17 protein-coding genes are annotated in these 11,959 nt (G+C 60.7%); 6 read left to right on the top strand and 11 right to left on the bottom strand.

Features of this window, described 5'->3' with window-relative positions; translation table 11 throughout:
* Positions 1–67: 67 nt before the first annotated feature.
* The 4 genes from QMX97_RS29475 to QMX97_RS29460 form a co-directional block, all read right to left on the bottom strand.
* Positions 68–886: a M48 family metallopeptidase gene (locus tag QMX97_RS29475; protein ID WP_065900771.1), complete on the bottom strand. Its 819-nt coding sequence runs from the start codon at positions 884–886 to the stop codon at positions 68–70.
* Between the two features lie 275 nt (positions 887–1,161).
* Positions 1,162–1,782: an SOS response-associated peptidase gene (locus tag QMX97_RS29470; protein ID WP_065900768.1), complete on the bottom strand. Its 621-nt coding sequence runs from the start codon at positions 1,780–1,782 to the stop codon at positions 1,162–1,164.
* Between the two features lie 36 nt (positions 1,783–1,818).
* Positions 1,819–2,079 carry a DUF2007 domain-containing protein gene (locus QMX97_RS29465; RefSeq protein WP_282398073.1) on the bottom strand — a complete coding sequence of 87 codons (261 nt, stop codon included), beginning with the start codon at positions 2,077–2,079 and terminating at the stop codon, positions 1,819–1,821.
* A gap of 11 nt (positions 2,080–2,090) precedes the next feature.
* Complete coding sequence (locus tag QMX97_RS29460; protein WP_106805139.1) at positions 2,091–2,273, bottom strand: CPXCG motif-containing cysteine-rich protein; 183 nt, start codon at positions 2,271–2,273, stop codon at positions 2,091–2,093.
* Between the two features lie 133 nt (positions 2,274–2,406).
* Between QMX97_RS29460 and QMX97_RS29455 the strand changes: the two genes are divergently transcribed.
* Positions 2,407–3,570: a 1-acyl-sn-glycerol-3-phosphate acyltransferase gene (locus tag QMX97_RS29455; RefSeq protein WP_177343919.1), complete on the top strand. Its 1,164-nt coding sequence runs from the start codon at positions 2,407–2,409 to the stop codon at positions 3,568–3,570.
* Positions 3,571–3,727: 157 nt separating this feature from the next.
* Here QMX97_RS29455 and QMX97_RS29450 read toward each other — a convergent pair whose 3' ends face one another.
* Positions 3,728–3,985 (bottom strand): hypothetical protein, encoded by a 258-nt coding sequence (locus QMX97_RS29450; protein WP_282398072.1) that lies wholly within the window; start codon positions 3,983–3,985, stop codon positions 3,728–3,730.
* Between the two features lie 184 nt (positions 3,986–4,169).
* Between QMX97_RS29450 and QMX97_RS29445 the strand changes: the two genes are divergently transcribed.
* Positions 4,170–4,379, top strand: coding sequence for a hypothetical protein (locus QMX97_RS29445; protein WP_065900761.1), 210 nt, complete (start codon positions 4,170–4,172; stop codon positions 4,377–4,379).
* A 57-nt stretch (positions 4,380–4,436) separates the two neighbouring features.
* Here QMX97_RS29445 and QMX97_RS29440 read toward each other — a convergent pair whose 3' ends face one another.
* Positions 4,437–5,021, bottom strand: coding sequence for a YajG family lipoprotein (locus QMX97_RS29440; RefSeq protein ID WP_282398071.1), 585 nt, complete (start codon positions 5,019–5,021; stop codon positions 4,437–4,439).
* Positions 5,022–5,215: 194 nt separating this feature from the next.
* On the opposite strand from QMX97_RS29440, the gene QMX97_RS29435 reads away from it, so the two are divergent.
* Positions 5,216–5,449: a hypothetical protein gene (locus QMX97_RS29435; protein WP_065900757.1), complete on the top strand. Its 234-nt coding sequence runs from the start codon at positions 5,216–5,218 to the stop codon at positions 5,447–5,449.
* A gap of 8 nt (positions 5,450–5,457) precedes the next feature.
* Here QMX97_RS29435 and QMX97_RS29430 read toward each other — a convergent pair whose 3' ends face one another.
* On the bottom strand, positions 5,458–5,781 hold the full coding sequence (locus QMX97_RS29430) for a hypothetical protein (protein ID WP_157955102.1): 324 nt from the start codon (positions 5,779–5,781) through the stop codon (positions 5,458–5,460).
* Between the two features lie 395 nt (positions 5,782–6,176).
* Here QMX97_RS29430 and mqo point away from each other — a divergent pair, with 395 nt between their 5' ends.
* Positions 6,177–7,685 (top strand): malate dehydrogenase (quinone), encoded by a 1,509-nt coding sequence (gene mqo, locus QMX97_RS29425; RefSeq protein ID WP_065900751.1) that lies wholly within the window; start codon positions 6,177–6,179, stop codon positions 7,683–7,685.
* A gap of 68 nt (positions 7,686–7,753) precedes the next feature.
* Here mqo and QMX97_RS29420 read toward each other — a convergent pair whose 3' ends face one another.
* The 4 genes from QMX97_RS29420 to QMX97_RS29405 all read right to left on the bottom strand — a co-directional run bounded on the left by QMX97_RS29420 (position 7,754) and on the right by QMX97_RS29405 (position 9,780).
* Positions 7,754–8,041, bottom strand: a complete 288-nt coding sequence (locus QMX97_RS29420; RefSeq protein WP_065900748.1) for a PA4642 family protein — start codon at positions 8,039–8,041, stop codon at positions 7,754–7,756.
* A 186-nt stretch (positions 8,042–8,227) separates the two neighbouring features.
* Complete coding sequence (locus QMX97_RS29415) at positions 8,228–8,716, bottom strand: hypothetical protein (protein WP_262135578.1); 489 nt, start codon at positions 8,714–8,716, stop codon at positions 8,228–8,230.
* A 35-nt stretch (positions 8,717–8,751) separates the two neighbouring features.
* Entirely contained in the window at positions 8,752–9,219 is a 468-nt protein-coding gene (locus QMX97_RS29410) for a WbuC family cupin fold metalloprotein (protein ID WP_282398070.1), read from the bottom strand.
* A 3-nt stretch (positions 9,220–9,222) separates the two neighbouring features.
* Positions 9,223–9,780: a hypoxanthine-guanine phosphoribosyltransferase gene (locus tag QMX97_RS29405; RefSeq protein WP_025856323.1), complete on the bottom strand. Its 558-nt coding sequence runs from the start codon at positions 9,778–9,780 to the stop codon at positions 9,223–9,225.
* A gap of 164 nt (positions 9,781–9,944) precedes the next feature.
* On the opposite strand from QMX97_RS29405, the gene upp reads away from it, so the two are divergent.
* Both upp and QMX97_RS29395 read left to right on the top strand, forming a co-directional pair.
* Positions 9,945–10,583, top strand: a complete 639-nt coding sequence (gene upp / locus QMX97_RS29400) for a uracil phosphoribosyltransferase (protein ID WP_024073483.1) — start codon at positions 9,945–9,947, stop codon at positions 10,581–10,583.
* Positions 10,584–10,585: 2 nt separating this feature from the next.
* Positions 10,586–11,860: a uracil-xanthine permease family protein gene (locus QMX97_RS29395; RefSeq protein ID WP_058422983.1), complete on the top strand. Its 1,275-nt coding sequence runs from the start codon at positions 10,586–10,588 to the stop codon at positions 11,858–11,860.
* The last annotated feature ends 99 nt before the right edge of the window (positions 11,861–11,959 follow it).

Below are 11,959 nucleotides of genomic sequence, written 5' to 3'. Positions count from 1 at the left end.
CCGGCTATAGCTATCTTCAGGACGCCATCGCCGGCAAGCCGGACTCCTACAAAGGTTCAGCGTTTAATCAAGATTTCTTGGCTTGCTGGTACAGCGGCATCACCTTCGGAATTGCCGCCTGCAACGAGGCGATCCGGCTGTCGGACGCCGGGTGAGTACTCATGAACTCCGGTGGCGCGCCTTCGGAAGCCTTGGCCATTTTGTTCCACAGCGTGATGGCGGCGTTCGGGTTGTAGCCGGCACGCGCCGCCAGCTCCAGACCGATCAGGTCCGCTTCGTTTTCGTTGCTGCGGCTGTTGGGCAAGGTCATGCCGTAGTTGGCCACCGTGTCCGCGAGTGCCAGGCTGTCCTGGCCCAGGCCGAACAACGCGCCGGCGCCCTGCTTCGCCATCTCGATCCCGTAGGCCTTGGACATGGCTTCGCGGCCATGTTCACGCAAGGCGTGGGCGATTTCATGACCCATCACCGCGGCCAGTTCGTCATCGGTGAGCTTGAGGTTATCGATCAACGCGCTGTACACGAAAATCTTGCCGCCAGGCCCGCAGTTGGCGTTCATCTCATCACTTTTGATCAGGTTCACTTCCCACTTCCACTGCGCCGCATCGGGGCGGAACGTGGGCGCCTGGGCGATCAAGCGGTTGGCGATCGCCTGCACGCGCTTAGCGTTGGCGCTGGTCTTGTCCACCAGGCCTTTGCCACTGGCTTCGCCCAGGGTCTGCTGGTAGGACTGGGCATACATCTGGTCGACTTCCTGGCTCGACAGCATGCTGAACATGTATTGCTTGCGCTCTACCCCAACGGCGCCGCCGCTGGTGGTATTGACCGACTGGCACCCGGCCAGCAACACCGCTGCCGCCAACACACTTACCGCCAATGATTTCTTCATAAACGCTCTCCCTGAAAACATGGCGCGTATCGTAGGCGCTCGTGTGTATCGACGCCAGATACAACAGACGTTTAACCACTCATTTTCGGATACATCCCACACGCCCATACTGCGGCGGCGCCGCGGATCCATCCGTTCAAGGTTGAGCTTTTGGCGGTCTCGAGGGCCCTGTCGCAGGCAAGCCAGCGCCCACATCGGAGTGTATTCACAGATCCAAATGTGGGAGCTGGCTTGCCTGCGATGAGGCCCGCACCTACACCCCATAACCCCCAGGCTCACGCCGGGGTCAGGCACTCCGGCCCGTTGAGTTTGGGATCGTTGACCATATTGGCCAGGACCCGCTCGCGCAACGCGACGGGCTCACTGGCCAGCAGGCCTTGCAGCACATGCAGTGGGGTCTCCGGATCCAACCAGGCGGCCTGCCCGGCAGCGTCCAGGATCAATGGTCGTCGCTGACTCTGCGCGGCTTGCGTCACTACCGCCGTGCTCAGCCACACCTGCTCCTGCACCGGGTAGGCTTCCCAGATCGCAGCAAAAAACAACGTGGAGCCCTCGCCCGGCGTCAACCAATAGGGGCGTTTGCGCTGGGTACCGCGCCATTCGTAGAAACCATTGGCGGGCAGCAGGCAACGGCGCTGGCGAAACGCTTCGCGAAACATCGGTTGTTCGGCCAGGGTTTCGGCGCGGGCATGAGCCGGCGTGCGGGACAGGTCCGTCAGCCATGGCGGCGTCAGGCCCCAGCGGGCGCGAGCCAGGGTGCGCTGGCCTTCGCTCTGGCGCTGGATCAGCACCGAATCGTTCGGGGAGATGTTCCACTGGGCCTGCTGGTCCGCCGGAAAGCCCGGCAAGGCAGCAAAGGTGGGGTTCCAGCGAAACAGGGCATAACGTCCACACATGGGGCAACACGACTCTTGGGTAAACCGACCGACAGCCTAACAGACCAGCACGCCGGGGAAGCTGTCGGGTTCATCGCCGGGCAGCGGTTGCGCGCCGATGTAGGCAGTAATCAGCTCGCGGGCGTAGGCGGCCTGGTCGTTGTCCACCTCCAGCCCCAGCAGGCCGAAGATCGGCAGCTCGCCGGTGCCGCCGAGCAAATGGCGGCCCACCAGGTGCGCTTCGATACCTTCGCTGGCGAGCATCTGTTGCAACAGCTCGCCTTCCATCAGGTTTTCCGGTTCGTAGATTCGCTGCATGGGCGTCCCCGCTATTCATTTTCGCTACGGGTTTCAAGCATCCATTCTTCATCATGGACCTGAAGAACGAAGGTGATCGGCCGGCAGCACACCTGGCAGTCTTCTATATAGATCTGATCGCCGCCCGATAAATCCACCGTTGTCTCGACCACTTCACCACAATAAGGACAATCGTACGTCGCGGTTTCCAGCATCGCAGCCTCCAAGGTGACTTGTGCGTATAATCGCCGGTCTATTTACAGGGTTATCGTTCGGCCGAGCCCATTACTCCGGCCGCCCCCTGGTATTTCCTCTACTTACCCTAGCCGTTTCTAACAAGAGAGCATGATGGGCGAATTCGATACCATCCGACCTTACAACGACAGCGAAGTCCCGGCAGTGCTGGCCCGACTGTTCAGTGACAAGGCCTTTCTGGACATCCTGACCCACTTCCGCTTCCCGCGCTTTGCCGGCGCCCTGGGCTGGCTGCTCAAGCCGATGATCGCCCGCAAATTGCGCCGTGAGTTCGCCGGCGTCACTACCGTGGCCACGCTGCAGGACAAAGTCGAGTACTACGTCGATCACACCATCGACCGGGCGACCGACGGCGTGACCTATACCGGCGTCGAGCAGCTCAAGTCCGGCATCGCCTACCTGTTCCTGGCCAACCACCGCGATATCGTGATGGACCCGGCTTTCGTCAACTACGCCGTGTACCACGCCGGCCTGCCGACGCCGCGCATCGCCATCGGCGACAACCTGCTGCAAAAGCCGTTTGTCAGCGACCTGATGCGCTTGAACAAGAGCTTTATCGTGCACCGCTCGATCACCGGGCGAAAGGAGAAGATGGCGGCGTATAACCTGCTGTCGGCCTACATCAACCATTCGATCCGCAACGACTGCCAGTCCATCTGGATCGCCCAGGCCGAAGGCCGCGCCAAGGATGGGGATGATCGCACCGAGTCGGCGATCCTCAAGATGTTCCACGTCAGTCGCAAGGACGAGCCGTTTGCCGAGGTCATCCAGTCGCTGAACCTGACGCCGGTGTCCATCAGCTACGAGTACGACCCATGCGACGCGGCCAAGGCCCGCGAGCTGTATATCCGCGCCACAACCGGCACCTACACCAAGGCGCCGGGCGAAGATGACGTGAGCATTGCCTTGGGTATCACCGGCTACAAGGGCCGGGTGCACATCAACTTCGCGCCGCCGATCACCGAGCGTTTCGAAGACACCAAGCTGCTGGCGGTGGAAATGGACCGGCAGATTCTCGGCGGTTACCGGCTGTTCCCGGTGCACTACCTGGCGTATCAGCAATGGAGCGACGCCGACCCGCAATTGCAGGTGCCGACGGCGGCCGAGGTGTTCCCAGCGGACGAACTGGCCAAGGCCAAGGCTGAATGGGAGCGGCGCCTGAACGAATGCCCGGCCGAGCACCGGCCGTTCCTGGTGGTGCAATATGCAACACCGGTGCGCAATCAATATCGGGTCAAGGCGGGAATTCCACTGTAACCGCTGTACGAACCTGCTTGTGTAGAAGCGGGCTTGTATAGGAGCCGTGCATGCCCGCGATGCAGACACCTCGGTGTATCAGTCACACTGAGGTGATGCTATCGCAGGCAAGCCAGCTCCCACACAAGCCCGCTCCCACATTTGTTCAGCGGTTTTTTCAGAGGTGGGTGCTCAGCCACGAGGTGGCCAGTGCCAACCCCAGGCAGGCGAACCCGACGCGATAAGCCAGTCGATGCGCCCGTTCGGTGCGCACATCCAGAAACAGCATCGGTTGGTCGATCGCGCGGTCTTCGCTTTGCGCGGCCAGGTCGGCCATCGCGCGCTGTTCGCGCAGGCGGGTAAAAAACAGCAGGGCCGCCCCAGGGCAGGCCACCAATAAAGCCACAGCATTGATCAATAGTGCGGGCAGCGCCATCGCAAACCTCAGGAATACAGTGTCTTGGTATCAATTCAGATACAAACCTGAACGATAGTGGCCTCCAGCGCCCGAAAATGCTCCCTCCCCCATGAACGGCTAATGTATCCAGTAATTTACAGCGTCACCTGAACGTCACCTTAACAGGCCACTCTGTTGCCCTTCGAACGTTCGGGAGCTTGTCATGCTGCACGCGCAAAACCAGGATCGGTTGTATCTGATCGCCCCCAGCGATGAGCAAGAGGCGCTGATCGGCGGCCTGGCGTTCAACGTCCAGGACCGCCATTGGCTGGTGTATTGCGCCCTGGGCGGGCATCAGCATGCGGACCTGCCAGAGGCCGATGGGTTGACGGGGGTAAGCCTGCTGGATTTCTGTATCGACACCGCCGCATGAAACTGAAGGCGAAAAAAAGCCGGGCTCATCGCTGAGCCCGGCTTTTTAAGTAAGCGGTTATTGCGAGCTGAGCAATGAACCGATGCTTGGATCCTTGAACAGGCGGGTCAAGGCATCGCTCAGCACGTCGCTGACCAGCTTGGTGTTGGTTTCCTGGTTCGGCGCCATGCCGAAACGCTGGTTGAGCGAAGCGCCGTAGCGGCCGCTGTAGCGATGCGTGCCGGCAGTGACGTCGGACTTGAACGTCGCGCCAATCGAGGCTTCAGTCACGTACAGGCCTTCCTTGGGCGACTGGTACTTCAGCTCGGCCAGGGTAATGGTCAGTTGAGGCGCGCCCGGCGAATTGGCCGGGGTGAAACCCAGCAAACGCACGGCAGCTTCGGCCTGGGCCTGCAGCTTGGGCAACACATCCTGGCCGTTCACCGACACCAGGGCGGTTTCAGGGTACAGGCCACCACGGGAACCCAGGGTTGGCGACGGACGACCATCCACGACCCGCACCGACACCGGCTGGCCATGGCCCACCGGAGCCAGTTGCGTGGTGATTTTCGGCTCAGGGCTCAGTTGTTGCGGGCTGTTGGCGCAGCCAACCAGGGTCAAGCTGGTCACAGTGATCAAACCGAACAACAGGCGTTGCAACATGCTCTTCTCTCCAGAAATCAGGTACCGACAGGCCGGCAGTATAGCGGGGCGCCACTGCGCGGAACTAGCGCCAGTTACAACCTGTGACCTGTAGCCGAGATCGCGGTTCGTTGTAACCCAGATGTCACAGCCGTTACACGGGCTCGTCATCCCATGCGGGCATGCTTGGCCCCAATCTCAGGAGGTTGATCGCCATGCATTTTCTCTGGTCTCTGTTTACCCGCAAGCCCGCCCTTCGCCAGTTCGCCCTGCTCGATGTGCAAGGTCGCTGCCAGGCCTTTAAAGAGTGCCACCAGCCTCCGGTCGGCGAAGGCTGGGTAGAAATCGAAGAGATTCGCCTGAGCTGGATGCACCACCCATTGCCGGCCAGCGCACGCGTCAGCCCGCGCCCTGCGCGGTCGCCCCGCCACCAGCCGTTGGCCGCCTGACCGAAGTCCTAATAAAAGTCATAAAACACGCCCATTTCCTTGGCGTTCTTCGCTACAATCTCCCCCCGATTATAAGGACGTCTCCTGATCGGGCCTCGCAGCATCGTTAATGCCTCGGCATTAACCTCAAGAATCGCCCACAGAGAGCCGCCCACACAGATCGAGTGAAGCTGGCGCGCTTGCTGTTTTCTTTGCAAACCACCCCTCTTTACCGAATCTGCCAGAGCTGCCATTGCGCTCGGCCACTTGAGTTGTTTGCCCGTCTTGCCGCGTCTCGGCAAAGGTTGTGCGGGCCAGGTGCCAGGCTGGGGCAGCCCTTTTTTGAGGTTCACGTCTTCAAAAGAGCGTGAAAAAAACGGGTTTTCACAACTTCACAAGAGTGTGGCGAGCAAATGAATAGTTTGGCGTTTGTACAAGCACCATCAGCGTCTGGAACAGCCCAACCACACAGGACCGAGTACTCCTCAACAACCGGAGCTTGAGCCTGTCCGCTACGGATTGGTTGCACGAATCGCACGCTTTGACCATAAGTCGAATTGCCACAGGCGCCCATGAATGCGTTCATAGGCAGATTAGCCGGCAGGAAGCGTGCGCTGAAATTGCAAAGAATTGCGAATCGGACATGGCGATCCTGGCCATGGGTAACCTGGGGCAACACGTGAACCGCCCCGTCACTCCTGGCAGCCATGCCGTCAATTTGGTGCTGCAGATTTTGGAGACGCGTTAAATGGCGCATAACGAAGCAGTCGACGTAGTACTGGTAGGGGCCGGCATCATGAGTGCCACCCTGGCCGTATTGCTCAAAGAGCTCGACCCCGGCCTCAAGCTGGAAGTCGTTGAGCTGATGGATTCGGGTGCCGCGGAGAGTTCCAACCCGTGGAACAACGCCGGTACCGGCCACGCCGGCCTGTGTGAGCTGAACTACACGCCGCAGGCCGCCGATGGCTCCATCGACATCAAGAAAGCCGTGCACATCAACACCCAGTTCGAGGTCTCGAAGCAGTTCTGGGCGTACCTGACCAAAAAGGGCACCTTTGGCTCGTCCAAGTCCTTTATCAGCCCAGTCCCGCACCTGAGCTTCGTGCAGGGCGAAAAAGGCGTGTCGTTCCTCAAGAAACGCTTTGAATCCCTCAGCCAGCACCACGCGTTCTCGGACATGCACTACACCGAAGACCGCAATGAGATGGCCGAGTGGATGCCGTTGATGATGCCGGGCCGCCCGCTCGACGAAAAAATCGCTGCCACCCGCGTGATGAACGGCACCGACGTCAACTTCGGCGCCCTGACCAACCAACTGCTCAGCCACCTGACCAGTTCGCCGGATGCCCAGGTCAAGTACAGCAAGCGCGTGACCGGCCTCAAGCGCAACGGCGCCGGCTGGACCGTGAGCATCAAGGACGTCAACAGCGGCAACAGCCGCGAGGTGGACGCCAAGTTCGTGTTCCTCGGCGCCGGTGGTGCGGCCCTGCCGTTGCTGCAAGCCTCGGGCATCGAAGAAAGCAAAGGTTTTGGCGGTTTCCCGGTCAGTGGCCAGTGGCTGCGTTGCGACAACCCGGAAGTGGTCAAGCACCACCAGGCCAAGGTCTACAGCCAGGCCGCCGTGGGTTCGCCGCCGATGTCCGTGCCGCACCTGGACACCCGCGTGGTCGATGGCAAGAAGTCCCTGCTGTTCGGGCCATACGCCGGGTTCACCACCAAGTTCCTCAAGCACGGCTCGTTCCTCGACCTGCCTCTGTCGATCCGTGCCGGCAACATCGGCCCGATGCTCGCCGTGGCCCGCGACAACATGGACCTGACCAAGTACCTGGTCAGCGAAGTGCGCCAGTCCATGGAGCAGCGCCTGGAATCCCTGCGCCGCTTCTACCCTGAAGCGAAAGCCGAGGACTGGCGCCTGGAAGTGGCCGGCCAACGGGTGCAGATCATCAAGAAAGACCCGAAAAAAGGCGGCGTGCTGCAATTTGGCACCGAGCTGGTCGCGGCCAAGGACGGTTCACTGGCGGCACTGCTGGGCGCCTCCCCTGGCGCTTCGGTGACCGTGTCGATCATGCTGGAACTGATCGAGCGCTGCTTCCCACAAAAAGCTGCAGGCGAGTGGGCAACCAAGCTGCACGAGATCTTCCCGGCTCGCGAAAAGGTCCTGGAGACCGATGCCGAGCTGTATCGCAAGATCAACGCGCAGAACAACATCAGCCTGGAACTGGTTGAGCAAAGCAACGAAGCCGAAAGCTACGCTTAAGGCCGTGCTGCAATAAAAAACGCCCCGCTCTCGGCCTGAGAACGGGGCGTTTTTTATGGCCGGGATAATCAGCTGCGCGCGTTATCGATCAGCTCGATGTACTCGGCGGCGTTGCGCTGGTCCTTGATCAGGTCGACAAAGGTCTGGCCATGCTCGTCCTTGCCGTCCAGGTCCAGGCCGGCTTCCTTGAAAAAGCCCAGGAACCGTTCGAAATCGTCGATACGCAGGCCACGGTAAGCCTTGATCAGTTTGTGCAGGGACGGTGAAGTCGCGTCGACCGGCTCGAAGTCCAGGAACAACTTGATCTGATCGTCGCCGATCTCGTCACCAATCACCTGTTTCTTATCTTTACGCATTACCGACTCCAGCCTGCAGACATTTACACGGGAAACGCAGTTTACCTGCGGGGCGAACGCTGCGGAAGCAACACACGTTCAATGTGGGAGCTGGCTTGCCTGCGATGCAGCCAACTCGGACTGTCAGTACAACCGAGGCGATACCATCGCAGGCAAGCCAGCTCCCACCTGTGTTCTGCAGCGCTGTCACTGCTTGGAACGAACGACACCGGTGTGCAAATCCGCCCAGATATGCCCATTGGCATAACTGAGGAATTGCACATACACAGTGTCATTGCGCAGCAGGTCGACGATCACGCGGTACTGGGCCACCGGATAGGACAACGTCAAGGTTTTGCTCTTGTCGTCGTATGCAGGCTTTTTCAGGCTTTTGCTTTCGGCGTCGAAGTTGAGCACCACCTGGGCGATGGTCGCGCCCTTGTTCAGGGGCTTGCCTTTGAGGCGGATCATCAGCGGCGAAGTCACCGGGATCGGTTGCTGGTTGGATTGACGCTGGTTGCCGACCACCACCGCGTATTCAGTGACTTGCAGCAACTGCTGCTGGTCGGGCGTCTCGGCGCGCAGGGTAAGGTCGTCCGACGGCAGGAACTGACTGTGCATCGGCGCAGGCGCGGCGGCCAGGGGCAAACTGAGGGTCAGCGCCAGGGCGGCGCAGGTGCGTATCAACAGGCTCATGGGCCGCTCCATGGGAGATGACCCAGCACTGTAGCTCAATCGAACTGGGCAAGCATCCAGCGCTGATACTCGACCACGCCGGCATCGCCCTCGCGGGGCGCCCAACTGGCTGATTCGCCCTCGCCTACCGGCCGATAAGGCCCGGCTTTGCACTCGAACATCACTGTATCCGGTGCCAGCACCACCAAGCCGTGGAACACCCCTGGCGGCAGGTCGACACCGGCACACGCGCTGCCCGCCTGCATCACACGCTTGGCAATAACTTCACCGGTGTCGCTGAACACCAGCAGGCCCAGGCTGCCCTGGAGCACCAGCAGGGTTTCCGCCTTGTCGGCGCTCAGGTGCCGATGCGGCGGCACATAGGTGTCGGGCTGCAGGCCCACGGCCAGGCGATGGCAGGGCTCATCCATCTGATGGAAGTTGTGATGGTGCCGGCCACGCGGGCTGGCGGCCGCTTTCTCGGTCAATTCGGCGAACAGCGTCTGATCCAGAAAGCGGGTCATCAATCACATCCCCTTGACGGCGAAAATTCCGTTGGCATTGCGCCAGTAGCCTTTGTAGTCCATGCCGTAACCGAAGATGTAACGGTCGATGCACGGCAGGCCGACGTAATCGGCTTTCAGGTCCGGGCGGGCCTTGCGGTCATGGTCTTTGTCGATCAGCACGGCAGTGTGCACCTTGCGTGCGCCGGCGTGTTTGCAGAAGTCGATGATCGCGCCCAGGGTGTGACCTTCGTCGAGGATGTCGTCGATGATCAGCACGTCACGGTCGATGAACGAGACTTCCGGCTTGGCTTTCCAGAACAGGTCACCGCCGCTGGTTTCGTTGCGATAGCGCGTGGCGTGCAGGTAGGACGCTTCCAGCGGGAACTGCAGGTGAGTGAGCAGTTTGCCGGCGAAGATCAGCCCGCCGTTCATCACGCAGAAGACCACCGGGTTGGTGTCGGCCATCTCGCGAGTGATGTGTGCGCCGACCTTGGCGATCGCTTCTTCGACTTGCGCTTCGGTGTACAGGCAGTCAGCCTCGCGCATGATTTGACGGATATGCTCGAGATCAGCGGACATGGCGCTCTCCAAGGGGGTGCTGTGGCAAGAAAAGCGGGCAAAGGTACGCATGTGAGGCGCAACGTTCAAGCCTTTATGGACTAACGTACTTGATGTCTATAGGACAACACCCTCGGATAGATTAATCTAGGCCGGTTTTTTTGCCCGCCGCCGGAGCCTTTCCCATGCCCACTCGCGAGATCCGCCACCCGCTGATCCGACACAAACTCGGCCTTATGCGCCGTGCCGACATTAGCACGAAGAATTTCCGTGAGCTTGCTCAGGAAGTCGGAGCGCTGCTCACTTACGAAGCCACCAAGGATTTGCCCCTGGAAAGCTACGAGATCCCCGGTTGGGCCGGTCCCGTCCAGGTGGAGAAAATCGCCGGTAAGAAAATTACCGTGGTGCCGATCCTGCGCGCCGGTATCGGCATGCTCGAAGGCGTGCTCAGCCTGATCCCGGGCGCCAAGGTCAGCGCCGTCGGCGTGGCCCGCAACGAAGAAACCTTGCAGGCCCACACGTACCTGGAAAAACTCGTTCCGGAAATCAACGAACGCCTGGCCATGATCATCGACCCGATGCTCGCCACCGGCAGCTCCATGGTTGCCACCATCGACTTGCTGAAAAAGGCCGGTTGCAAGGACATCCGCGCTATGGTGCTGGTGGCCGCTCCCGAAGGCATCGCTGCCGTCGAGAAAGCGCACCCGGACGTGCAGATCTACACCGCCTCCATCGATGAGCGCCTGAACGAGCACGGCTACATCATCCCAGGCCTGGGCGATGCCGGTGACAAGATCTTCGGCACCAAGCAGAAGGACGCGTGAGCATGCAGGATGAATTCAACGACCCGCTTTGGCGCCAGATCCTGTCCGGCGCACAGATGCTCTTCGTAGCATTTGGCGCGCTGGTGTTGATGCCGCTGATCACAGGTCTTGATCCAAACGTCGCACTGTTTACCGCAGGCCTGGGCACGTTGCTGTTCCAGGTGGTCACAGGGCGCCAGGTGCCGGTATTCCTGGCATCGAGCTTTGCGTTTATCACGCCGATCATTCTCGCCAAGGGCCAGTTCGGCCTTGCGGCGACCATGGGCGGGGTGATGGCGGCCGGTTTCGTTTATACCTTCCTCGGCCTCGCCGTGAAGATCAAGGGCACCGGTTTCATCGACCGGCTGCTGCCGCCCGTGGTGATCGGGCCGGTGATCATCTCCATCGGCCTGGCCATGGCGCCGATCGCCGCCAACATGGCGATGGGCAAGGCCGGTGACGGCGCCGAGCTGATCCATTACCAGACGGCGATGATGATCTCGATGCCGGCGCTGCTCACCACCTTGATCGTGGCGGTGTTCGGCAAGGGCATTTTCCGCCTGGTGCCGATCATCTCCGGCGTGCTGGTGGGGTTTGCCATGTCGTTCTACTTTGGCGTGGTCGACACGGCAAAAATCGCTGCCGCCCCTTGGTTTGCCCTGCCCCACTTCACCGCGCCGGAGTTCAACTGGCAGGCGATCCTGTTCATCGTACCGGTGGCCCTGGCCCCGGCGATCGAACATATCGGCGGTGTGATTGCAGTGGGCAGCGTGACCGGTCGCGACTACCTGAAGAAGCCCGGCCTGCACCGCACCCTGTTGGGTGACGGGATTGCCACCACGGCCGCCGGCCTGTTCGGCGGCCCGCCGAACACCACGTACGCCGAAGTGACCGGCGCGGTGATGCTGACCAAGAACTACAACCCGAAAATCATGACCTGGGCGGCGGTCTTTGCCATCAGCCTGGCGTTTATCGGCAAGTTCGGCGCACTGCTGCAAAGCATCCCGGTGCCGGTGATGGGCGGGATCCTGTGCCTGCTGTTCGGCTCGATCGCCGCGGTGGGGATGAACACCTTGATCCGCCACAAGATCGACCTGGGTGAGGCGCGCAATCTGGTGATTGTGTCGGTGACCCTGGTGTTCGGGATTGGCGGGGTGCTGGTCGGCACCGGCACCGGCCCGGATGATTTCGGCCTCAAGGGCATTGCCCTATGTGCGGTGGTAGCGATTGGCTTGAACCTGCTGCTGCCGGGCAACGATGGCTGGAAGAACAAAAAATCTGATGAGCCGTTGATCTAACTAACACCGCAAAACCAAATGTGGGAGCGGGCTTGCTCGCGAAAGCGCAGTGTCAGTCGACAGCTATGTGACTGATACAACGCCTTCGCGAGCAAGCCC

It is taken from the genome of Pseudomonas sp. PS01298 (assembly GCF_029959745.1).
GTDB classification, from domain to species: Bacteria; Pseudomonadota; Gammaproteobacteria; order Pseudomonadales; family Pseudomonadaceae; genus Aquipseudomonas; species Aquipseudomonas aylmerensis.
The sequence above is the reverse complement of the archived record's forward strand: the minus strand, read 5'-3'. Positions and strand labels throughout refer to the sequence as shown.